Annotated in this window: 21 protein-coding genes and 1 pseudogene; 12 read left to right on the forward strand and 10 right to left on the reverse strand. The window is 44.9% G+C overall.

Annotated features, from left to right (window positions below):
- Positions 1 to 8: 8 nt before the first annotated feature.
- The 10 genes and pseudogenes from NBH07_RS01570 (at position 9) to NBH07_RS01615 (ending at position 11,582) form a co-directional block, all read left to right on the forward strand.
- On the forward strand, positions 9 to 659 hold the full coding sequence (locus NBH07_RS01570; protein ID WP_009017912.1) for a hypothetical protein: 651 nt from the start codon (positions 9 to 11) through the stop codon (positions 657 to 659).
- A gap of 401 nt (positions 660 to 1,060) precedes the next feature.
- On the forward strand, positions 1,061 to 1,186 hold the full coding sequence (locus tag NBH07_RS01575) for a hypothetical protein (protein WP_232284121.1): 126 nt from the start codon (positions 1,061 to 1,063) through the stop codon (positions 1,184 to 1,186).
- A pseudogene (locus NBH07_RS01580) lies at positions 1,187 to 1,486 on the forward strand (DUF1848 family protein); the annotation flags it as partial.
- A gap of 142 nt (positions 1,487 to 1,628) precedes the next feature.
- On the forward strand, positions 1,629 to 2,879 hold the full coding sequence (locus tag NBH07_RS01585; RefSeq protein WP_009017914.1) for an AAA family ATPase: 1,251 nt from the start codon (positions 1,629 to 1,631) through the stop codon (positions 2,877 to 2,879).
- Between the two features lies 1 nt (position 2,880).
- The gene (locus tag NBH07_RS01590) at positions 2,881 to 3,429 is read left to right on the forward strand and encodes an RloB family protein (RefSeq protein WP_009017915.1); all 549 of its coding nucleotides are present in this window, start codon (positions 2,881 to 2,883) and stop codon (positions 3,427 to 3,429) included.
- Between the two features lie 166 nt (positions 3,430 to 3,595).
- The gene (locus NBH07_RS01595; RefSeq protein ID WP_009017916.1) at positions 3,596 to 4,609 is read left to right on the forward strand and encodes a DNA/RNA non-specific endonuclease; all 1,014 of its coding nucleotides are present in this window, start codon (positions 3,596 to 3,598) and stop codon (positions 4,607 to 4,609) included.
- A gap of 93 nt (positions 4,610 to 4,702) precedes the next feature.
- Positions 4,703 to 5,752, forward strand: coding sequence for an efflux RND transporter periplasmic adaptor subunit (locus tag NBH07_RS01600; protein ID WP_008778321.1), 1,050 nt, complete (start codon positions 4,703 to 4,705; stop codon positions 5,750 to 5,752).
- Between the two features lie 10 nt (positions 5,753 to 5,762).
- Positions 5,763 to 8,807 (forward strand): efflux RND transporter permease subunit, encoded by a 3,045-nt coding sequence (locus NBH07_RS01605; RefSeq protein WP_008780506.1) that lies wholly within the window; start codon positions 5,763 to 5,765, stop codon positions 8,805 to 8,807.
- 5 nt (positions 8,808 to 8,812) lie between these two features.
- Positions 8,813 to 10,105, forward strand: coding sequence for a TolC family protein (locus NBH07_RS01610; protein ID WP_005856505.1), 1,293 nt, complete (start codon positions 8,813 to 8,815; stop codon positions 10,103 to 10,105).
- Between the two features lie 187 nt (positions 10,106 to 10,292).
- The gene (locus NBH07_RS01615; RefSeq protein WP_009017917.1) at positions 10,293 to 11,582 is read left to right on the forward strand and encodes a nucleotide sugar dehydrogenase; all 1,290 of its coding nucleotides are present in this window, start codon (positions 10,293 to 10,295) and stop codon (positions 11,580 to 11,582) included.
- A gap of 211 nt (positions 11,583 to 11,793) precedes the next feature.
- On the opposite strand, the gene NBH07_RS01620 is transcribed toward NBH07_RS01615, so the two are convergent.
- The 5 genes from NBH07_RS01620 to NBH07_RS01640 form a co-directional block, all read right to left on the reverse strand.
- Positions 11,794 to 13,350 (reverse strand): STN and carboxypeptidase regulatory-like domain-containing protein, encoded by a 1,557-nt coding sequence (locus NBH07_RS01620; protein ID WP_005856509.1) that lies wholly within the window; start codon positions 13,348 to 13,350, stop codon positions 11,794 to 11,796.
- Positions 13,329 to 14,180 (reverse strand): FecR family protein, encoded by an 852-nt coding sequence (locus NBH07_RS01625; protein ID WP_009017918.1) that lies wholly within the window; start codon positions 14,178 to 14,180, stop codon positions 13,329 to 13,331. The genes NBH07_RS01620 and NBH07_RS01625 overlap by 22 nt, the downstream gene beginning before the upstream one ends.
- A gap of 5 nt (positions 14,181 to 14,185) precedes the next feature.
- Positions 14,186 to 14,725, reverse strand: coding sequence for an RNA polymerase sigma-70 factor (locus NBH07_RS01630; protein ID WP_009017919.1), 540 nt, complete (start codon positions 14,723 to 14,725; stop codon positions 14,186 to 14,188).
- A gap of 82 nt (positions 14,726 to 14,807) precedes the next feature.
- Complete coding sequence (locus tag NBH07_RS01635) at positions 14,808 to 16,073, reverse strand: carboxypeptidase-like regulatory domain-containing protein (protein ID WP_005868347.1); 1,266 nt, start codon at positions 16,071 to 16,073, stop codon at positions 14,808 to 14,810.
- An 86-nt stretch (positions 16,074 to 16,159) separates the two neighbouring features.
- Positions 16,160 to 17,086 carry a hydrogen peroxide-inducible genes activator gene (locus NBH07_RS01640; RefSeq protein ID WP_005868349.1) on the reverse strand — a complete coding sequence of 309 codons (927 nt, stop codon included), beginning with the start codon at positions 17,084 to 17,086 and terminating at the stop codon, positions 16,160 to 16,162.
- Positions 17,087 to 17,377: 291 nt separating this feature from the next.
- Between NBH07_RS01640 and NBH07_RS01645 the strand changes: the two genes are divergently transcribed.
- Entirely contained in the window at positions 17,378 to 18,127 is a 750-nt protein-coding gene (locus NBH07_RS01645) for a polyprenol monophosphomannose synthase (RefSeq protein ID WP_005856519.1), read from the forward strand.
- A gap of 39 nt (positions 18,128 to 18,166) precedes the next feature.
- A complete protein-coding gene (locus NBH07_RS01650) occupies positions 18,167 to 19,513 on the forward strand; it encodes a dihydroorotase (RefSeq protein ID WP_156682509.1) in 1,347 nt (448 codons plus the stop codon).
- A 35-nt stretch (positions 19,514 to 19,548) separates the two neighbouring features.
- On the opposite strand, the gene NBH07_RS01655 is transcribed toward NBH07_RS01650, so the two are convergent.
- From NBH07_RS01655 to NBH07_RS01675, 5 genes are all read right to left on the reverse strand, one after another.
- Positions 19,549 to 20,094, reverse strand: a complete 546-nt coding sequence (locus NBH07_RS01655; RefSeq protein ID WP_009017921.1) for a 7-carboxy-7-deazaguanine synthase QueE — start codon at positions 20,092 to 20,094, stop codon at positions 19,549 to 19,551.
- Entirely contained in the window at positions 20,081 to 20,413 is a 333-nt protein-coding gene (locus NBH07_RS01660; RefSeq protein ID WP_005856525.1) for a 6-pyruvoyl trahydropterin synthase family protein, read from the reverse strand. Before NBH07_RS01660 ends, NBH07_RS01655 begins: the two co-directional genes overlap by 14 nt.
- 160 nt (positions 20,414 to 20,573) lie before the next feature.
- A complete protein-coding gene (locus NBH07_RS01665) occupies positions 20,574 to 21,698 on the reverse strand; it encodes a hybrid sensor histidine kinase/response regulator (protein ID WP_009017922.1) in 1,125 nt (374 codons plus the stop codon).
- A 112-nt stretch (positions 21,699 to 21,810) separates the two neighbouring features.
- Positions 21,811 to 22,998 carry a glycosyltransferase family 2 protein gene (locus NBH07_RS01670; RefSeq protein ID WP_009017923.1) on the reverse strand — a complete coding sequence of 396 codons (1,188 nt, stop codon included), beginning with the start codon at positions 22,996 to 22,998 and terminating at the stop codon, positions 21,811 to 21,813.
- Positions 22,999 to 23,007: 9 nt separating this feature from the next.
- Positions 23,008 to 24,063, reverse strand: a complete 1,056-nt coding sequence (locus tag NBH07_RS01675) for a glycosyltransferase family 2 protein (RefSeq protein WP_005868357.1) — start codon at positions 24,061 to 24,063, stop codon at positions 23,008 to 23,010.
- Positions 24,064 to 24,065: the final 2 nt, after the last annotated feature.

Here is a 24,065-nt window from a genome sequence, read left to right on the forward strand (position 1 = left end):
TATAAATTATGGACAAGAATATATTAGAGTCTTTGGCTCGGTTGGAAGAGAGTTTAAGTGGCGTTGACTCGGCTAGGAAGATGGTGAGCGATACGATCGGTTCTTATAAGGATGTATCCGATAAAGTTCGGGATTATGCAGACTCATTGAAGGATGTTTCCGGGATTATAAGGGACTTGATAGTCGTAGTAAAGGAGAATAAGGAGCATTTAAGTGATAATATCTCGAAGGAATTGCAGGGGACGCTTGACAAATTCACCGGTTCTATAAACTCCTTTAATTCGTCTTCAAGGCTGTTGTTGGATGGATTCAAGAATGAGGCCGGCACTTTGCGAAAGGGATTGAGTTTGGAATTGGGATCCTCGACCTCCCGTTTGGATGAGTCTAGCAAACAGATTGGCAGTAAGTTTAATCAATCGGCTGATCAAGTGGTAAGCTCGTTCAAGGTACGTACCGATGAAAGTTTGACAAAGCTCAAAATGGCTGTTGATGAGTTTGATAAAGATGTTGATTCTTTTAATAAATCATTGAATTCTTTGTTGGAGAAATTAAATCAAGAGTTTGTAGTTTTACATCAAGAAAATACATATTTAAAGTATTTCTGTATAGTGATTTTAGTTGTCAATGTCATTACTCTCGTTGGTGTGTTTTTGAGGTGACAGTTGTTTTTATAGATAGCCTTTGTCTTTGTTATAGTGATATAGCTCAATACTGATAGGATATAGTATTGCTGAATTTATCTATTTTTACGCCCAATATAAAAAAGGCTAAGAATAGGACATAAAAGAAAGGTTAGCCTTAACCCCGACATTGCTAATACGTTCTTTCGCTCTGGGGAGATTGAAGCATGAGGACGTGGTATTGAACGTATCATCATGGCTTGTAAGAATGAGGGATTCTCTACACCGGAGTTTTGTTATGACGCTTCGGGCATTTGGACTATATTAAGTTTGAGTACCCGGAAAGAGCGACTACCCAAAAGACTAAACAAAACTTGACGGAGCAGTAACAAGCTATACTATCTTTTCTAAAAGAACACCCCGAAACAACCCGAAAGGAAATAAGCGAGGCTCTTCTTAATATCACAGAGGATGGTGTTAAATATAATCTTTCACGTCTTCAAGAGCTTGGATTATTGAGACGTGTAGGTGATAGGAAACAAGGGTATTGGCAGATTGTAGAATAATGTGGTATGGGGGATTTAATGGAGCGTGTGTTTGGGGAGGATTATGAATTGGTTTATTATCTTCGAACAGGCCAATTACCCGAACCGGATCTTTTTGGTACGTTTCCCGCTTTACCCGACAAACGCAAAGAGCTAAAAGACAAAGGTCAACGGAAAGCCTGCGGTTGCATGATAAGCAAAGATATCGGTATGTATAACACTTGCCGCCATTTCTGTGTCTATTGCTATGCCAATACAAGTAGGGAATGCGTACAAAAAAATGTGGCTCAGTGCTCAGACAATAGTGAAAATCTAATTTAGAATACAAGAAATGCCAAGTGAAGAGGCTGTACAAATAAAGTAGTTGTTTATAGTGGCTGAGGTGGAGTTTTCTTCTAAAAAAGACCTGTTGTCTTAATTAAATTGTTATATTTGCAGAAAAGGTTCAAAACAGGAAAATAAAATGATACTTGAAATACGTTTAAGCAATTTCTTTTCCATAAAGGATGAGGTTGTGCTGGACATGCAAGCGGCTAATTTACAAACGAAGCAGGCAAAGACATTGGAAGGTAATACTTTTGTGGTTGGTGGTGAACGTTTATTGAAAACGGTTGCTATCTATGGTGCCAATGCTTCGGGTAAAAGTAGTATTATCAATGGTATCCGTGCTTGTGTGAGGATGATATTTGAGTCTCATAATTATAATGAGAATACTGTTTTCAATTTCACTCCATTCAAGTTTGGTGGTATGAATGAGCCAAGTCGTTTTTTTATCCGCTTTTTGATTAACCGTGTAGAGTACGAATATTCTTTTTCTATGACCAAATTAGAGATTATAACCGAAGCTTTGTATTCTTATCCGAAGGGCCGTCGTTCAATAGTGTTTGTGAGGGATGAACGGAAAGGGCCAGATAAGAAAGATATTTATGAATTCCGTTCAGTCATTCGCCGTCCTCTAGATGTGGCATCGAACACATCGAAGAAAACTTTATTTATTTCTCGTGCTAGTCAGATGGACAGAGATGTGGCAAAAGAGGTATTTCGTTATTTCAACGAGCGTTTCATTTTGAATTATTTTGGTTATAATTCTTTCTCTATTGAAACATTGTTGAATGAGAACAAAGATTTATTCTTGCAAGTCCTAAGAATTGCCGATAGTGATATTGTGGATATTCGCATTCGTCATGGAGTTAAGTCGTTGACCACAGCGATTTTTGATCCTCAAAGTAATCAGCTTCTTTCCCGAGATGATATTCAAAAGCAACAGTTGATCATCACTACTTTTCATAAGAGTAATCCTACCATACCATTTGATTTTTTCACGGAAGAATCGGACGGAACAAAAGTATTGTTCAATATGATGCTTACAATCTTGAATATCATCCAAGGTAATAAAGTGCTTCTAATAGATGAAATAGAGGCGAGTCTTCATGCTAAATTGGTGGAATATATCGTTAATATGTTCCATCAGAGTGAGTCTGCGCAGTTGATATATACTACTCATAATACTTATTTGCTTGATACAAGTAAGCTTCGTAAAGATCAAGTGTACTTTGTCAACAAGCGCAAAGATGCTTCGTCCGATTTATACTCTCTCTTTGATTTTAAGGATTTCCGTGAGAATATGGATTTGGAAAAAGCTTATCTGCAAGGTCGCTTTGATGCTATACCGTATATTGATGATTCAATGTCGAACTTAAAACAATTAGGCTGATATGGCACGTAAAGCTCGGATGTCAAAAGGTAAGACAATGAAGCCCAATTTCTTTGTTTTCTGCGAAGGAGAAACAGAAGTGACTTATATAAAGTATCTTCGTTCGCTTTATCATGTGCCCATTCAGATAATACCAAAGAAAAGTGATTCTAATATCTCCGGAAAATATATAGAAAATTGTAAAAGAGATTATGTGACGACCAAAAATGATGTAACTTTCCTTATGTTTGATTTGGACGTAGATGGGATGTTGGAGAGATTACAAAAGATAAAGGATGCAATTCTTCTTGTTTCTAATCCTTGTATTGAGCTGTGGTTTCTATTGCATTATGACTATTATTGTAGTGCCTTAGACACATCAGTCTGCATAGATAGGTTGTTGGAAAAATCTGCTAAATATAAAAAAGGTGTATTACTGCCATGCGAAAAGGAAGTGTTGGCACATAAAATAGATGAAGCTGTCAAGCGGGCAAAGCGATTGGGAGTATACATAAATCCGTCTACAACTATATATAGGCTGATTGAACTTATCGAAAACTATGATACATGAGCGACAAATATTTATTGAAAGTGTGATTTGTAAAGAAACCGCATTAAATTAAGCCGTCTTTTATAGTAATCGAGACCAATACTATCCTAGAATAGTGTTGTATAACATGCCGGATTTATCTATTTTTGCGCCCAATACGAAAGGTTAAGAATAGGAAGTTTTAGGTATGGCAAAAAAGAAAGGTAAGCCTCAACCCCGGAAAAGCAAGAAGAAGCGGGCATCATCATTCATGTCTTCTGTAAAGAAGATGCTTCTTGGCGCTTTTGCGGTAGTTGTTTGTTTTATCGGCGTATTATTCATATATAACTGGTTTTATCCGGTATCCAAGACACGGCCTGTAGAGAAGAAACAGGATCGGGCGGAGACAATAGTCCGTCCGAATATCTCGGACAAGGGCGGTTCCGGAACATCGGGTAAGAAAGCCGCGCAAGCGACGAAAAACAAGCAAACGACGAACCCAAAGAAAGAGACCTCCGCTTATACTTTTCAAGAGGGAGCTGAGATACCGAGACTAAAGAATAAACAAAAAGAGCAGGTTATAAAGCATGAGGGCTATACGGTTTCTTATAATTCCGATTATAAGATCGCCAATTGGGTAGCCTATGAACTGACCTCGAAAGAGGCGACAAGTAAGAAGAACGAGCGGTCTAATAAGTTCGTCTCGGACCCCATGGTGAAAGGGGCTAGCGCCACGAACGAGGACTATACCCGTTCCGGCTATGACCGAGGACATATGGCGCCTGCCGGCGATATGAAATGGTCCGCCAAGGCCATGCGGGAATCGTTCTACCTAAGTAATATCTGTCCGCAAAAGCCCGGCTTGAACCGGGGTATCTGGAAAGATCTGGAAGAGCAGGCTCGTTTGTGGGCGAAAGAGAATGGCTCTTTGTTGATCGTGACCGGCCCGGTGATCACGGACGACCTGAAACGGTTAGGCAAGAATCGGGTGGGAATCCCGAAGACCTTTTATAAGGTAATCTGTACGATAACGAACGGTAAACCAGAAGGGGTAGGTTTTCTGTTTGATAATAAAGACTATGGAAAGACTCCGTTGAAATCGATGATGATCCCTATCGATAGCGTTGAGAAGGTTACCGGAATTGATTTTTTCCCTTCTTTGCCTGATTCGATAGAAAATCCGATGGAAGCATACGTGAATGATGGTAGTTGGTCTTTTTAAGGCACGTTATGCTCAACAATCTCTAGGCGAGAATGTTTTATATTTACTGTGAAGAAAAAGAAATCATAATTAAATAACAAAATGCAAGTTATCATGAAAGGAAAATTAATCCCTGTGTTTGTTTTGGCAGCATTGGTTTCCTGTAGTCAACCACCCGTTAAGGAGCAAGGTCCTCGTCCAGTTAAATTGGCGGACGTTACTTCTCTGAACATGGTTGAGAAATCATTCAGTGGAGTGGTATCGCCCGATCAATTCAGTGATTTGGCGTTTAAGATGTCCGGCCCGCTGATCTCATTAAACGTGGACGAAGGCCAGAAGGTCCGTACGGGACAGATCGTGGCCGAGATCGATCCGCTGGACTTTAAATGGGAATATGAGGCGAAGAAAGCGTCTTTCCAGACCGCTGAGGCGCAATTGCAACGTGCGAAGAAGTTATTGTCCAAACAAGCTATCTCCAAGCAAGAGTATGAGTCTACGGAAGCCTCTTACTCAAATGCCAAGGCGGCTTTCGAGTATGCGCAAAATACATTGAACCAGACAAAGCTTCGTGCGCCGTTCGATGGATTTATCCAGAAGAAATATGTGGAGAATTACCAGAAGGTACAGGCCGGACAAGGAATCGTTTGCTTGATCAACCCGAATAAGTTACAGGTCGTGTTTACGATGCCGGAGAGTAATATCAATTACTTCTCTTCTCCTTATTCTGTTTATGTGGAATTCGATAATTACAAGGGCGTTCGCTTCAAGGCGAAGGTGAAAGAATACGTGGAAGCCTCTCCCGATGGCTCCGGCGTTCCCGTATATCTGTATATCGACGATCCGAACTTTAATTTAGAGAAATATAAGGTAGCCGTAGGTTTCTCTTGCCGTGTGATCTTGAACGTGGATAGCGAGAGTTTCACGCAAGGCGCCGTATTGGTTCCGCTAGCCGCTGTCGTGGCTGACGATGCCAATAGCGATAAGTATGTGTTTGTTTATAATGGGCAGTCTCAAAAGGTTGAGCGTCGCAAGATTACCGAGTCTATGCTGATCGGCAAGGATGGCGTGATCGTAACGGATGGCTTGCGACCCGGCGAACAGGTTGTCTCAGCCGGAGCCACTCGTTTGGTGGATGGACAACAGGTAAAAGTATTAACAGATTAAGAGATAAACAATGAATATTCCAAAATATTCCTTAGAGAATCAGAAGATTATATACTTTTTCCTAGCGGTCATGCTGATAGGTGGTATATATTCTTTCTTTAAATTGCCGAAGAAGGAAGATTCTCCCTTCGTAATCAAGCAAGCGGTTTTGGTTACCCAATATCCGGGAGCGACACCTCAGGAGGTGGAGAAGCTGGTGACTGAGCCGATCGAACGGGAGATTCAGGCTATGTCGGATGTGTTCCAGATCAAATCTGAGTCTTATTTCGGTATGTCCAAGATTTCTATTGAGTTGCAGCCTACCTTGTCTCCGGATTATATGCCGGTCAAGTGGGACGAGTTGCGTCGTAAGGTGGCGAATATACAGCCCCGCCTTCCGTCTGGCGCCTCCTCGATATCCGTTAGTGATGACTTCGGTGACGTATTCGGAATTTATTATGCCTTGACGGCCGATGAGGGATATACTTACGACGACCTGCGTAATTGGGCGCAAAAGATCAAGACGGAGCTATCTCCTGTACCGGGTGTACAGAAGGTCTACCTATTCGGTGAACAGACACAAGTTGTCAACGTAAAGATCTCTATCCCGAAACTGGCTAACCTAGGTATCGACCCGAACGCTATCCAGCAGGTGATGCAAACGCAGAACTTGTTGGTGAATACGGGAGATATCAATACCGGTAATTATCAATTGCGTTTGCGTGCGGAAGGTACGTATAAGGATATACAAGATATCCGGGACCAATTGATCGTGACGAAAAGTGGCGGTGAGGTTCGTTTGGGAGATATCGCTACGGTAGAGCGTGGTTATATGGACCCTCCCTCGAACCTGATGCGTGTGGACGGTAAGCGTGCCATCGGTATCGGTGTCGCTACCGGTTCGAAAGACGATGTGGTTGCCGTGGGTAACGCCGTGGCGGATCATTTAGCGGAGATGGAGCAGCTGTTCCCGGTGGGTATGGACCTGAAAACGATCTATCCGGAGAACAAGATCGCGGATGAGGCGAACAACGGTTTTATCTTGAACTTGATCGAGTCGTTGTTGATCGTTATCGTGATTATCTTTATCGTGATGGGGTCCCGTGCCGGTATGTTGGTCGGTAGTTCGTTGTTGTTCTCGGTAGGTGGTACCTTATTGATCATGTTGATCTGGGGTGTCGGCTTGAACCGAACCTCGTTGGCGGCCTTTATTATCGCTATGGGTATGTTGGTGGATAACGCTATCGTGGTGACGGATAATGCCCAAGTCGGTATCAAGCGGGGACTTTCCCGTTATCAGGCGTTGATCGATGGCGCGACGAAACCGCAGTGGGCGTTGTTGGGCGCTACCTTTATCGCCGTATGTTCTTTCTTGCCGATGTACTTGGCACCGGCATCCGTGGCCGAGATTGTGAAACCGTTGTTTATCGTATTGGCGGTATCCTTGGGATTAAGCTGGGTCTTGGCCTTGACGCAAACGACTACCTTCGGTAATTTTATCTTGAAAGAGGCGAAACCGGGTGAGAACAAAGACCCGTACGATACGAAGCTGTACCATAAATTTGAGTCGGTATTGGGCCGTTTGATCAAGCGTAGATATGTAACGATCTCTACCGTGGTAGCTACGTTATTCCTTTCCTTGTTCGTGATGAGCATCATGCCGCAGAGTTTCTTCCCGATCATGAGCAAGCCTTATTTCCGTGCGGACTTGATCTTCCCGGAAGGATATAGCATCTACGACGTGGAGACGAACGTGAAGAAGATAGAAGAGGAATATCTCAGCAAGAATGAGAATATCAAATCATACTCGTTTACCTTGGGAGGTTCGCCGGTACGTTATTACTTGGCCAGTTCTTCTATCGGCCCGAAGCCAAACTTCGCCAATGTGTTGATCGAGACACAAGATCCGGAGGATGCGCAAGCGGAAGAGGGTAAGTTCTACGATTATATGGTCGCTAACTATCCGAATATATTGACCCGTTCGGCTTTGTTCGCCTTGTCTCCGGTTCCGGATGCGGCGATCGAGATCGGTTTTATCGGCGATAACGTAGACACGTTGGTTGCCTTGACGCAAAGGGCGCAGGAGATCGCCCGGAATTATGATCAGGTGATGGAGGTTCGCAATAGTTGGGGTAACAAGGTTCCGGTATGGAAGCCGCTATATTCCCAAGAGAAAGGTTTGCGTCTGGGTATTACCCGTCAACAGGTGGCTTATTCCTTGCGTTCGGCTACGAATGGCGTACCTTTGGGCGAGTATCGTGAGGGCGATGTGTTTATGCCGATCTTACTGAAAGATGCGGATAAGGATTCTATCAGTCTGAATGATATAAAGACTTTGCCGGTTTATAGTGCTAAAGGCCGTTCGGTAAAAGTGGAGCAGGTGATCGATGATTTCTCGCTGGATTATGAGTTTAACGTAGTGAGACGATTCAACCGTGAGCCGTGTATGCTTATGCAGTGTGAGCCGAAGCGTGGCGCCAATACGATGGCTGCTTTCAGTCATTTGTGGAAAGAGATACAGGAGAAGATTCAGGTGCCGGAAGGATATAAGATGACGTATTTCGGTGAGCAATCCGAGCAAGATAAAGGTAATAAGGCGATCGCCGCTAATATCCCGTTGATGTTCGGTTTGATTTATGTCACCTTGTTATTCTTATTCCCGAAATATTACCGGAAACCGGTATTGATCATGGCGATGCTGCCGTTGATCTTCATTGGTGTGGTATTGGGATTGTTGGTGTTCGGTAAGTCCCTCGACTTCTTTGCTATGCTGGGTCTGTTGGGCTTGATCGGTATGAATATCAAGAATGCGATCGTGCTGGTGGACGAGATCGGTTTACAATTGAATGCGGGCTTGTCTCCGGTGAATGCCGTGATAGAGGCAACAAAAACCCGTATCGTTCCGGTGACGATGGCTTCCGGTACGACGATCTTAGGTATGTTGCCGTTGTTGGGTGACGCTATGTTCGCCGGTATGGCGGCTACCATCATGGGTGGTCTGTTCGTATCTACGATCTTGACGATCTTCGTGCTTCCGGTTACTTATTGTGTTTTCTTTAAGATTAAATCAGAGTAAAAGGTATGAGAAATAAAATAATCATAGGTTGTTTATTGTTGGGTGCCTTGTCCGCTAAAGCGCAAGACACCCGGCTATCGGCTGTGGAATATAAGGAACGGGTCCTTGAATACAGCCGTCAGATCAAGCAAAGCTCTGAGGAGCGTATCGCTATGCAGCATGCGATCAAGGCCGCTAAGACCGGTTTCTTCCCTTCGGTGGACTTCTCCGGCAGTTATCAGTACCGTATCAATAAATATGATTTGGATTTCGGACCGGGCATGTCCGTAGAGATGGACCATAATACGTATAGCCTAGGCGCTACGGTGAGCCAGCCCATCTATGCCGGTGGACAGATCTATAATAACTATAAGGCAGCTCAGGTACAAGGCAAGATCACCGAGCAAGCGGAAGAATTGACAACGGATAATATCGTTTATTCCGCCGATTTGAACTATTGGACGGCCGCCGCACGTAAAGGTATGTACGATGTGATGTGCCAGTATGTAGACATTGTCGGGGAGTTGGCGAACGTGTTGACGATCCGTTTCAATGACGGCCAGATCAGCAAGACCGATTTATTGCAAGTGGAGTCCCGCTTGAAAGAAGCGGAATTGAATAAAAGCTCGGCTTATAAGGAATATCAGATCGCGTTACAGAACCTGAACTCATTGATGGGTGTGTCTCCGTTAGACCCGATCGAGGTGGAAGATTCCATTACGACCTATCTGGCTTTGCCGTTGCAAGTAGGAGAGGATGTAGCTCTTCGGAATCGTCCGGACTACGCTATTTCCGAGTTGAACATAGAGTATCAAAAGAGACAGATCAATTTGTCAAAGGCGAAATATAACCCGTCTTTGGCGATCGGTTTTCAAGGTACTTGGGGTACGCCGATGTTGAACGTGAAAGGTTCGGACCAGTTGTGGACTCCGGCCGTCTTCGCTTCCTTGAAGATACCTTTGTTCCGTTGGGGAGCCCGTTTCAAGGAGGTAAATTCCCAGAAGGCTATCCTTCGTAGTAAGGAATACGCCTTGGACAATACGCGTGATAAGATCGCTCAAGAGGTAGCGAACGCATGGACAAGCCTAACCGAGTATACGAAACAAATTACCGTCGCGGAAGAGGCTTGTAAGATTGCCGAGGAGAACCTTGATTTGAATACCTTCAGCTACAACGAGGGTAAACTACCGATCTTGGATGTGCTCTCCGCCCAATTGTCATGGATTCAGTCTTACAGTAGCTTGATCCAGACTTGGTATCAGCAAAAGGCTTCTTTAGCCCAATATAACAAGGCTATAGGTATCCGCCGTTTGCAGTAAAAGAAACATTTTATACTTAGAAGACAAGGTCCCTTATTTTGGAAACGAGATAAGGGACCTTCTCTATGAAATAAAACGTCCTTTATACCGTTAGGTAAACTGAAGATTGCTACATTTGCATACAATCTCGTCTGTTTGGGACACTCCTTGGAACCCGGACTTTTAAGTAGAATGATGAAATAATAAGATGTATACAAAGTTACTAGATAAACAAACGAAACTTGCCCTAATCGGACTAGGATATGTCGGGCTTCCTATCGCGATGGAATTCGCTAAACATGTTTCCGTTATCGGATTTGATATCAACGAGGATCGCTTGGACAAGCTTCGGAACTGTATTGATCCGTGTGGTGAGCTTCCTACTGAGGTATTTGAACATAAAGATATCACATTTACTTCTTCTATAGAAAAGTTGCGGGAGGCTTCCTTTTACGTTATAGCTGTTCCTACCCCGATAGACAGCCATAACGAGCCGGATCTATCCCCTTTGTTGGGTGCGACCCGCACGGTAGGCAAAGTCCTTAAACGAGGCGATTATGTAGTATACGAATCTACCGTATATCCGGGATGTACGGAAGAGGATTGCATCCCGATCTTGGAGGAGGTTTCAGGGTTGAGAGTAGGAGAGGACTTTAAGGTTGGATACTCACCGGAACGAATCAATCCGGGTGATAAGGTACATACCTTGGTAAATACCGTGAAGATCGTTTCCGGCTGCGATGCCGAAGCTTTGGAAACGATATCGGAAGTCTATAAGCTGGTCGTTCAAGCGGGGTTGCACCGTGCGCCTAGTATCAAGGTAGCCGAAGCCGCCAAGATTATCGAGAATACCCAGCGTGACGTGAATATAGCCCTTATGAACGAGCTTTCCATTATTTTCGATCGAATGGGGGTAAATACGTTTGATGTATTGAAAGCCGCCGGAACGAAATGGAATTTCCTGCCTTTCTCTCCCGGATTGGTAGGTGGGCATTGTATAGGGGTAGATCCTTACTATCTGGTGCATAAAGCCAAAGAATTGCAATATCACACGAAGATGATCAACTCCGGTCGCTACGTGAACGATTCCATGGGACGGTATATCGGAAAGAAGGTCGTGAAAAAGATTATCTCGCAGGGGAAAAATATCCTAGGAGCGCATGTGTTGGTGATGGGTATGACTTTTAAGGAAAACGTATCGGATATACGTAACTCGAAAGTAGCCGATATTATCAATGAGTTTAAGGACTTCGGAGCCGAGGTCGATGTGATGGATCCGTTCGCTTCCCCTTTGGAAGTATTGCAAGAGTACGGTATCCGGTTAGTAGAGAGGCCCGGGAAGAAATATGATGCGGTAGTGGTAGCTGTCGCTCATACGACTTATTTGAAGCTGGATGAGTCCTACTTCATGTCGATCACGAATGAACATGCCGTGTTGGCGGACGTGAAAGGAGTCTATCGAGGTAGCATCCATCAGATGATCTATTGGAGTCTGTAATTGTTAAAAAGTAACACAAGCTGCAAAGAAGTTTCGATAAACTTAAAAAAATGTGTTGTACAATATCTTTTTTTATTTGCTCAATTATATTAATTAGCCCATCTTTGCATGCAGATAACCTAAACAATCTTTTTGCCTTAAAGACTAATACCTATTAAAAACCTATAAAGAGAGCCTTTGCGAAAAGGCTCTCTTTATGATTTTCAGGGGATTAGTAGTTCGTTTCCTCTATCTTTGAGGTGATTCTGCTAATAGCCTCATTCAGTTTGTCTTCGGGTAATATTACGTTAAAATCTCCCCAGAAACCCTCGTCGTAGTTGAAGTGAGTATCCGAGAAAACCGTGCGAGTTGGAAGGGATTCAATGCGTGAGAAGCGGTTCACATTGGCTGTATCTATCTTACAGGTAACCATTTCGAACCAAGTATGTAAAATATTTGTGTTAAAAAGTTGTCTTCTTTTTTTAATTTTAAAATGCAGATCTCCCCGGATATGGTTAATGTAGTAGGTGCCATTCCATTGCTTGTAAGATACCGTATAGGCTACTTTCTGGGGCGTGATCCGTAAATTCCGGCTTTTTCTCTCGACGAACATGCCGGCCGCTTGCTCGATATATTGGGGATTGACCTCAAAGTCCACCCTTAATAAGGCATTATTTTCCATGTCGATATATATCTGTCCCCGATAAAGCGGTTCATTGATACTCTTTCGTTGCTCGAAAGAGATGACGTTAGCAAGTCGATCATCCACTACCGTGATGTCGGTATGGGCGTATGTATAGGGTGAATCTGGGCTAGGATCCAGAAACTCCGGTAACTGTTTCATCAAGTCCAAGACAAGGCAGGAGTAGATACCCGACTTCATTTTTGTGATCAACGTGTCCTTTTCCTGCTCGTTACTGATGCGGCGCATCTTTAGTAGTTTCACTTGATCGGCCAAGGCATTGCTGTGGTAAGATGCCTTATATACCTTAAAAACAGCCTCGGTCAGTCCTACGAGTCCTTTTTTACGTTCAACGCCTTCTCTGTAAAATGTGGTAAGGTAAATCGGGTGCTGGGAATAATTGCTTCTTCTCTCGTCCAGCATCTCCTGTAATAAGCGTTTCGGATTGGTTAGACGCACGATAACTTCTTGGATGGAGATTACTTTAGGCTCTAGGGATAAGACGGTATGTTTATCTATTAACTCCCGACCATCTATCTCTTGGGGAAGATAGCCGATATGAGAGAAACGTACCTTGGATAATCGGAGTGAGTCCGGTAATTTCAATCGGAACTCTCCATTCTGGTTGGTGATGGTGCCGATAGCGGCCTCGCCGATTCCTACCGATCCGAACGCGATTGGCTCATGGGTATATTGATCCTGTAAAGAACCTTCTATCGAGAAATAGGTTTGTATGGAATCGGGAGTTACGGATGCGCTTTTAGGAGCGGAGGGACTCTCTGGCAGATAAAGCAAGAGATGGTTCTCTATCGTACGGATCGCCAGATTTTTATTACCGGTAATAGCGTATATAGCTTCTTGTATCGTATAATCTCCACCTTTTATCGATGTTGTTTGTTCATTATCGATAATCTTACTGTCGTATATAAAAAGATAGCCGGAACGTTCCGTGACGAGTCCCAGCAATTGGTAGATATTTCCTTTTGATTTAGGCAATCGTATGACCTGTCCCAGTACGTTACCATTCTGGGCATTCATAGGGATGAGAGCTACGAGTAACAGCAACCATCCTACGATCAGCTGTCTCAAGGTTCGGAAATCATCCATATATTATTTTGTTGCGTACATTTTAGTTTTAACGCCGCGCAGATCAGTTCAGCCATCGTTGCGGGTGAGTTATTATAGAAACTAACGGTCAGCCGTCTATTCTCTAAATCAGCCGTTGTCTTCAATGGCATCATCGGATACTCCAGATTAATTACATGCAAGATATCTCCTAAGCGCTCATCCTTAAACTGGATACGGCGGGTGTAATCGGAAAATTGTTCGTTATCTTGAGTCGGAGCTACTTGTAAACGGTTGGAGAATAAGGATACGGTTTGACCGGCCTTTACAAGCGTTTGTTCTCCGTTCTTCTTGAGTGTCACTTTCACTAATCCCCGGCGAACGGCCAATTCAAAGGTGCTTTTATCCGAGCTTTTGATATTGAATGAGGTTCCCAATACCTCGATCCGGGCCTGCTCTGTCTCGATTAGGAAAGGACGTTCCTTATTCCCGCTTACATCAAAAAGAGCGTTTCCTAGTAGAGACACCTCTCTTTTTTCTCTTTGGAAATGTTCCGGATAGCTTAACTGGCTGTTATCCGCCAGATAAACTATAGACCCGTCTTCCAAAGTCGTGACCAAGGTGGTGGAAGCCTCGTTATTATGCAGGGTGAGCAGAGTGGTCTCCGGTGTCCGTTCTTGTCCAAGGAAAATAGCTGTAGCTACCGATACACAAAGTATGATGATAGCGGCGGCCCATTTCATAAGTCCGATCCGGTATGGGATTTGTGTACCGGAAATTGGCTTATCCAGCAGCCCGTCTTGCTCCAAGCGAGTATATAATTGTTCCCATGCTTGGTCTGTCTTCAATTTATTTTTTTCTATTTGATTCATAACTGTTAGGTATAATTCTCGATTTCTTTTCTTAGTGTTTGTAGTGCCTTGGTCATTTCCGCTTCTACTGTCTTTATGGACAATGAGAGGCTGGAGGCTATCTCCGCATATTTCATTCCTTCGAAACGGTGCATCCGAAAGATCCGGAGGCGTCGTTCGGGCAATTTACCTAATGCCCGGTTGACCAAGGATTGCAATTCTTTGTACTCAAGTTGATCTTGCGGGGTATACGATTCGGATTCCGGATTCTCTCCGGCTAAAACCGTATTCCGGTATCGGTATCGTACTTCCTGATGCTCCAGATATTGTAAGGACCGGTTCCGGGTAGCTCCATAAAGGTAGTTCTTGATGGAACGTAAGATCGGAAGAGATTCTCTTTCTTTCCAGAACACGTAAAACAAGTCCTGGACGATCTCCTCCGCGACTTCCAGCTCTCCTGTTATACTGGTTGCGTACAGGCAAAGAGGGGTATAATAAAGCCTGAAAATACTTTCGAATGCTTTAATATCCCCTTCCTTGATCTTTTTGAGTACGAACAAATCCATAATAATTTGGTTTCAACAGATAATTGATAATGGACAAAGATAATGATTTGTCCATATCATTGTCGATAGTATATTTACACGGTCAATTTTTATGTTGCTTCTTTAATTTATATACCGCATTCTCCAAAGACTCGGTAGGCTCGATAATGTTGTAAGCTCCCCAGAAGTTCTCGTCGGCGAAGTCCGATACCTTGTCGGATAGAGACTGATCCGCTTTAAAAGACATCCGGTAGGGGATGGAGTTATTTTGTTCTTTACCATCGGTAACGACCATCTCGGATACGATCGTGTAGTTGGTAGAGAAGAGTTTTCGTTTCCAGTCGCATTTAAAGCGAACCTCATTGCGGATATAACTCAGATAGCTCATGCCGTCACGTTCTTTGTAAGTTACGAGGAAAGCTACCTCCACGGGTTTAAATCGCAAGCCAAAAGGCTTTTTGCGGAGGATGGCCTCGGTAGCCTTATTCCGGTCATCCATGCTGAGGGCGAATTCCGCACGGCTGAAGGAAAGCCGTTCCTTATCGATATATAATTTGCCGTAATATAAAGCGTAAGGCAAGATCGCTTGAGGTTGGAAACTGATTACGTAATGCGGTCGGTCGTTTAACATCACGCTTTCTTCCATACGGAAGGCGTAATAAGGTAAGATATTCGGGTCGAGCAATAAATCCGGATTCTTCACCACATCCACGTAAACGGATAGGTTAGGGCCTCCCAATAATTTCACGGCTAATGTATCGCTAGCCTTCTCGCTCAATAATTTACGTCCTTTATAGATCTGTACCCGATCCCGTTCCACGTTCCTGTCCTTATAGGGAGTTTTGTAAACATCGATAACCGCTTCCGAGATATTGATGTAACGACGGCCTTTTTGTGCGGTCTCCCGGTAGAACCCGGTAAGCATGCTACCTGTGGCGATGTAATTCTTATTTACTTTCTCAATCGCCTCCTCTACGATATATCGAGGATCTCCGGCCCGGATAATGACTTCGCTAAGCGTATTCATGTTCGGTTCGAGTAGTACCGTGCATTCTAATATGTCCTTATCGTTCACGGGGATCAAGCCATTCAAATATCCGATATGCGATACTTCTACTTGTCTGGCATGGAGGCCGTTTTTCACTTTGATAGAGAACTCACCGTCATTATTGGTGATCGTTCCCACGTTGGTTCCCGGAATAGAGATATTTACGTATTCCAGTTTTTTTCGTGTTTGCTTGTCTTTTACTACACCGCTGACAGTGATAAACTCATCGTCTGCGCTATCCTGTGCCTTTATAGAGGTTACACCGCAAGCCAACAGTATCATCAGGATAAATCCCATAGTTTGTTTACAGAGCGCTTTCATATTTGTATTGTTTTAATGGTAAATAATCACTTTGTACTTATATGATCGCCCAGGAAAGAAATACCCTATGGGATTTATCAAAAAAATCACACAACCTTTTGTCCGGGCTGCAAAGTCAACATTTCTTTAGGTACCGCTTTCTTGATGCTCTCTATTAAAATACCCGCTACGGTATGCCGGATAAAATCTTTACGGGTGACAAAGACGATCTCCCGTGTCGGCTTGGGAATGGCGAACGGACGTACCAATTCTTTCTGCTCTTTACTTAACTGCAGGGTAGCCAATTCCGGGATGAACGTAATACCGTTACCGCTTTCCACCATACGCATAAATGTCTCTAGGCTACCTAAACGGTAAGCGGCTTGGCGAACCTTTACCTTCTCCATCTGGCAGAAACGCATCAGCTGGTCACGGAAGCAATGTCCCTCGTCCAGCAGCCACAACCGCTCGTCGTTGATATCGGCGGTACGGATCAAATCCTTTTTGAAGATAGATTCATTATGAGCCACGTATCCGAAGAATTGCTCATAATATAATATGTCTCCTTGTAAATAGGATTCTGTGGGCTGGTTCGCTATGATAGCGGCATCGATTTCCCCGTTTTGCAGGGCGGCCATAGTGGGAGCGGTTTTCATTTCCAGCATACGGATGTCAAGATCCGTATGCTTTTCCGATAATTGCTGGAAAAAGCGAGGTAGCAAATAAGGGGCGATAGTCGGTAGCACCGCTAAGCGGAACGTACCTTTCAATGACTGTTCCTCCTCGTTCACGATATCTTTGATAAGAGAAGCCTGATAGAGGACATTTCTCGCTTGCTCAATAACCTTACGTCCGGCAGGTGTGGGGCGAACGGGCTGCAGGTTTCGATCGAACAATTTAATACCTAGTTCGTCTTCCAGCTTTTGGATCATCATACTCAATGTCGGTTGTGTCACCCTACAATGCTCTGCAGCCTTTGCGAAATGACGATAAGTATCCACCGCTAGGATATATTCGAGTTGCTGTATATTCATAGTACTTAATTTTACAAGCGTTAGAAATTAATGAAGACAAACTTACGGAAAAACGCTGGAATAATCGAATAAAAGTGGAAGAATAAAGCAGCTTAATTTGAGTATTAGGCATTTAGGGGGAAATCGGAGAAGTTGGGTGAAAAGCCAAAATACATTTGCTTATCATGGAACAGACGAATGGGCTAACTGGATGATAGATTTACACAGAAAAAATATGTAACTTTGGAGAGTAATTTACAAATGGTTTACAGTCGTATATGTAATGAGCTAAAAATTAATTGATTAAAGTATATGTCAGACAGTATCGTCATTATTCCTACATACAACGAGAAGGAGAATATTGAGAATATCATTCGTGCCGTGTTCGGGCTGGAGAAAGTGTTTCATATCTTGGTGATCGATGATGGCTCTCCGGATGGGACGGCGGCTATCGTGAAGGGCTTGCAGAAGGAGTTCCCGGAGCGTCTTTTTATCGTGGAGCGTAAGGGGAAGCTGGGATTGGGTACCGCTTATATCCGGGGTTTTAAATGGGCTATCGAGCATAAATATGATTTTATTTTCGAGATGGACGCCGATTTCAGTCATAATCCCAATGACCTGCCGAAGCTATACGCCGCTTGTACCGGGCAGGGTGCCGACGTAGCCATCGGATCGAGGTATTGCAACGGGGTGAATGTGGTGAACTGGCCGTTGGGCCGTGTGTTGATGTCTTATTTCGCCTCGGTGTATGTCCGTATCGTCACGGGTATGAAGATACAGGATACGACGGCGGGCTTTAAATGTTACCGCCGTGAGGTGCTGGAGACGATCGATCTGGACCGTGTCCATTTCAAGGGATACGCCTTTCAGGTGGAGATGAAGTTTACGGCTTATAAGTGCGGTTTCAAGCTCGTGGAGGTGCCGATCATCTTTATCAACCGTGCTTTGGGTGTCTCCAAGATGAACTCTTCGATATTCGGGGAGGCTTTATTTGGCGTCCTTCAATTGAAATGGTGGAGTTTCTTCAGGAAGTATCCGAGGAAACATGCGAGCCATGCCTAATGAAAACAGAGTTTGACAATTTATAATAGGATAAGAAAGATGAATAAAATATTAATCCAAAATCCGAGAATCATCAACGAGGGCCGTTCTTTTATCGGCTCGGTGTTGGTGGAGGGGGATAAGATCGCGGCGGTGTTCGAGGGGGAGGTTCCCGGGAACGTGCGTGCCGAGGCGAACCAAATGATCGACGCTACGGGGAAATGGTTGATACCGGGCGTCATCGATGATCAGGTGCATTTCCGGGACCCCGGGCTTACCCATAAGGGGGATATCGGGACCGAGAGCCGTGCGGCCGTGGCCGGTGGCGTGACGACCTTCATGGACATGCCGAACACGAAGCCACAGACCACGACGATCGCCGATCTGGAATGGAAATTCAATCGTGCCGCCGAGGTCTCCCGTGCGAATTACTCCTTCTTCTTCGGTGGGACAAACGATAATATGGACGAGATCCGCAGGCTGGATCGTAGCCGTGTGCCGGGACTGAAACTCTTCCTCGGCTCGTCTACGGGAAATATGCTGGTGGACAAGAAAGACTCGTTGGAGCGTATCTTCGGCGAGGCCGGTATGCTGATCGCCATCCATGCGGAGAAAGAGGAGGTGATCCGGCGTAATATCCAGTATTACACGAACCTGCATGGCGAGGATCTGGATATCTCTTTCCATAGCAAGATCCGTAGCGAGGAGGCCTGCTACCAATGCTCGGCCGAGGCGGTTGAACTGGCTACCCGCTTGGATTCCCGTTTGCATATCCTGCATCTCTCCACGGAGAAGGAATTATCGTTGCTCAGTAACCATCTTCCCTTGAGCGAGAAAAAGATAACCGGCGAGGTCTGCGTGCACCATCTGTGGTTTCATGACGGCGACTACGCCCAATTCGGTAATCGTATCAAGTGGAATCCTTCTATCAAGACGATCGAGGATCGCGCGGCGCTGCGTGAGGCGGTCAATAACAATACGATCGATATCGTGGCTACCGACCATGCCCCGCATCTACCGGAGGAGAAGCAAGGCTCTTGCTTGAAGGCGGCTTCCGGAGGACCGCTTATCCAGCACTCCTTGATCACGATGTTGGAGCTGGCGATGGAAGGCCGTTTCACGTACGAGAAGGTGGTCGAGAAGATGGCGCATATGCCGGCGGAGCTGTTTCGTATCGATAGGAGGGGATACATCCGTCCCGGATACTACGCCGATATCGTATTGATCGATCCGGAGCAGACTTGGACGGTATCGAAGGAGAATATCTTGTACAAATGCGGCTGGTCTCCTTTCGAGGGCTATACGTTCCACCATGGCGTATGGAAGACTTTCGTGAATGGCGAGTTGGCCTATGGCGATGGAGTGGTGAATGACGCCGTGAGAGGTAAAGAAGTCCGTTATCTATAGCAGTAGAGACGGGGCATGCCCCCGTCTCATCCTATCTATTGGATATCGATCAGTTTATGGGTTTGCAGACTTAGTCTCCACCGGGGATGCCGGAGGATGTAATCCACTACCTCTTTCGTATTTTGGCAGGAGCAGGGTTGCAGGAAATGGTACCGTGCGGGGATTTCGGCGTATGCGGACAGGTCTTGCCCGGTATAAACCACCTTTATCTCGTCGACTCTTTCCAATACCACCGGGGCGTTCTCCTTGGGCGAGCAAGTCACCCAGTCGATGCCGTCGGGCAAGGGGCGTGTGCCGTTGGTCTCGATACAGATCTGTTTCCCCGCCTCACGTAAGCGGGATATAAGCGCCTTGTCGATCCACAGGCTAGGTTCTCCTCCCGTCAGGATTACCATCCGTGCGGGAAAGGAAGATACCTTCTCCACGATCTCCTCGTCCGTCATCATCACGCCCTCCTCGTGGCGGGTGTCGCAGAAGCCACATCTCAGGTTGCAACCGGAGAAGCGGACGAATACGGCGGGAGTCCCCGTATGGAACCCTTCGCCTTGCAAGCTGTAGAATATCTCGTTAATCTTCCTCATAGATCGCCGTATTACCCTCAGACTCTTTTACCTCTACCTTGAAACAAGACGGGATCTGCTCGTATACCCAAAAGGCTATGTTCTCCGCCGTCGGGTTGAAAGGCAAGATATCGTTCAAGTTCTGGTGGTCCAACAGGGATTTCACCGATCTCTTGATATGGCTGAAATCGACTACCATGCCATCGGCGTTTAATTCCTTGGAGCGGCAATAAACCGTGATCATCCAATTGTGACCATGTAGATTCTCACATTTGCTGGGGTAGGACAATCTCAAGCTATGGGAAGCGGAGATCTCCATACGTTTAATTACGGTATACATACGATAATAATGTTTATACGATAAATAATAATGTACCTAATGTCACCTCGGCACACAAAAAAATCCCGGATATTAATCCGGGATGCAAATATACGAAATATTTAGTTTGTTTGTACGACACTTGTCTACGATCGGTAGGGACAGGCGGTATGATAACCGGCTATCCCTCTTGGTTCAGCGCCTTCATCGAGAACTGGAAAGTCGTCCCTTTGCCCTCGCCCTCAGACTCGAACCAAAGCTTTCCTCCATGAAGCTCCACGAAGTCCTTGCAAAGCATCAGTCCCAGGCCGGAGCCTTTCTCGTTCTTCGTCCCGTAGGTCGTGAAATGCGAGTCTTGTTTCAAGAGCTTGTCTTGATCCTCTTTCTTGATGCCCTTGCCGGTATCTTTCACGCTAACGGTTACGAAATCCCCCTCGGAGCGTGAGGATAAGGTGATCGTGCCCCCCTCGAAACTAAACTTCATGGCGTTAGAGATCAGGTTACGGATAATCGTCTTGAGCATATCGATATCAACCAAGCCTACCAGCTCTTTATCCAGATTTTCTAGGATAATCTTCACGCCTTTTTGCGCCGCCATCGGGATATACATCTCGGCGGTACTGTCGATGATACTGTTTATGTCGGTCTGTTGCTTATATACGTGTTGCTTGTTCAAGCGGTTCTTGGCCCATTTCAGCAGGTTGTCCAGCAAGAGGAAGATCTCCTCGGAGGTCTTGTTCATCATCTGGATCATCTCGAACACCTCGTCGCCTACCCGCTCCTTGTCCACCATCATCAAAATGGCGTTATTCATCATTTTCAACGAGCCTAGCGGGGAACGCAGGTCATGGGCGATAACGGAGTATAGCGTATCCCTAGACTCGATCGTGTTCTCCAGCTCGGCCTTGATGCGCTTGATGCTGTAAAGCTCGTAGCGGTGGGCCACCCTCTTCACCAGCTCCTCACGTTGGAAAGGCTTTGTGACGTATTCGGTGGCGCCCAATTGGTAACCTTTCACGATGCTTTGCATATCGCTTAGGGCGGACATGATAATCACGGGTATATCCGTAGTCTCGGGATTGCTTTTCAGATGCTGGAGGACCTCATATCCGTCCATCTCAGGCATCATGATATCGAGTAATATCAGATTTGGGTGTTTCTCGTTAGCTATGCGTAGCGCTTTTGTCCCGCTGTCGCAAGTCAAGAGCGTATATCCCTCTTTCTTCAGTATGGCTTGTACTAGCATGACGTTTGTAGGGACATCATCTACGATAAGAACTTTATACTCTGAGGCCAATTTATCCATTGTATCTAAATTGTGTTCTAGTTTTCTTGATATTCAAATAGTATCAATAGCGCAAAAGTATTAATTAAAGTCGACATATAACGACTATTTATCCATCTATTTTTTTATTTTTTTATCCCGCGCCTCGTTTGGCTTTTTCCCAAGCGCCTGTGCCTTTATGCTTAGCGAGATAGCTATACCCTCGTATGACATTGATATTCATGAATAAAAAGTAATAAGGAATGAATAATAGCTTGTTCCGGAGGTTTCGTTGTTCCATTTTATACCCCAAGTATCCCATCAGGTAAAACGCTAGTTGCAGGGCAAGGATGACCGTGTAAAGGGTATGCCCGGTACAGGCTAGGAGCAGGTTGAGGGGCAGGAGGGCGAAGAGCACGACCGGCGTCAGCGTCCAGCGCAGTACCCGGTGGCTGATGTATTGGAAGCTCAGTATCCCATACCGGAACATATTCAATAATCCCCGTAGCCGCCATACCGATTGCAATCCTCCGGCCGATATGCGTACTTTACGTTTCTCCTCCTCCCGCATGTTCAGGGAGGCGCTCTCGAGGGCGTACGCCTCTTTGCTGTAGGCGATCTTGTAGCCTCTCATCGCTATGCGCAGGGAGAGGATGAAATCGTCCAGCAGGGTATCTGGGGGCATCTGCTCGAAGAGGGAGGTACGGATGGCGAAGAGCTCGCCTGCCGCTCCGACGGCGGAGTATAGGCGGTAGTCCAGTCGCTTGAGGGCGGACTCGTATTTCCAGTATATGCCTTCTCCGGCGGTGGCTCCTTGCTCGGCTTGTATCTCTACCCGTTTCTCTCCGGCCACGCAGCCTACCCGTGGGTCGCTGAACTGGCGTATGATCTCCTTGATGGCGCCCTTGTTCAGCATCGTGTTGGCGTCGGTGAAGATGACGTAGGGGGTATTCACGTAGGGGAGGGCCCGGTTCAAGGCGGCGGTCTTTCCTTGTCGCTGCGGTTGGTACAGTACGGTGACCTCCGGGTACTCTTTCAGTCTCTCATTCGTGTTGTCATTGCTTCCATCGGTGATCCAGACCAGTCTCAGCTTATCCGCCGGATAATCCAGTTGTCTGCAATTCACCATCTTGCTCGCCACGATCGCCTCCTCGTTGTAGGCGGCTATCAGCAACGTGGCCTCCGGTAGTGTCTCGGGAAGGCGGGGGAGCCGGGGTTTAACGAACAGCTCCTTGATCTTTACCATAAGGTATAATACGATCCCATACCCCAGATAGGTATAGAAAACGATCCCGATCCCGATCCAGAAGAGGATCTCAATGACTTGACAGCTCTTTTCCATAAAATCTATTTAATTGAAGTGAAACCATTTTTGAAGTATATCCTTGATTTTAAATTTGATGGCTAAATTCACCAAATTGATTTTTATAGTTATAGGTAAACTGTAAAAAATGTATATAGCAAGAAAACGAAGGTAAGAGGTACTACAGATAATTCGGTTAGGTAGTTGGAAATTTCGAGTTAATAAAGAGCATGCGAGTTTTTTCCTTTCTTGTTTTTCCATTTTGTTATCTACGCATAATATTCTGTAGGCATGATATAGGCCCATGAACATGGTATCGAAGAGCAAACAGGGATAAATTGAGTGTGCTCTTAAGTGGGCTATATAGGCTCTTTTTGTTTTTTCTATTTCTGCGTAGCTGATACTTAATTTCATCGAATACCCTTGTGTCTTGATCTTTGAGGTTGTGGATTCTGGATTTATAGTATAATACAAGGTTTGATCAGATATTAATTGGCAAGACTTTGCGGATATAATAACTTGATATGTGAACCAGCAATCCTCTACCAGTTGATGAGGTATACACTGTATATTATGGGATTTTAAAAAGTTTAAATTATAAAGTTTGTTCCAGCTCATTACATATATATCATTGTTTTGTGCATATCGATATTGTGCGACTGGTAAATCATCTCCTTGGATTAAAATCGGGCTATACGTATAAGTAGGGTAGGTCTTTCCTGAGAGATCTTTCTTCATGTGTGATGCTGCGATGAAATCAACAGGATGTTCTTGCATTTTATGTACGAGAATTTCTATGCATGTAGGGATGATCTCATCGTCACTATCCATAAAAAACAGATACTCGCCTTGCGCATTATCGATGGCAGTATTTCTTGTAGCCCCAAGGCCAATATTATACGGATGCTCGATGATACGGACATCCTTTCCTCTTGGATGATCTTTAATAATTCTATGGACAATGTCCATGGAATCATCTTGCCCTTTATCGTCTACTATTAAATATTCTATATTATCATATGTTTGGTTTAATACGGATAGTAACGCTCTTTCTACGAATAGAGACACGTTATAAATAGGTATTGCTAAAGAAACTTTATACATAA

Source organism: Parabacteroides sp. B2-S-102 (assembly GCF_023656665.1).
Lineage (GTDB): Bacteria > Bacteroidota > Bacteroidia > Bacteroidales > Tannerellaceae > Parabacteroides > Parabacteroides distasonis.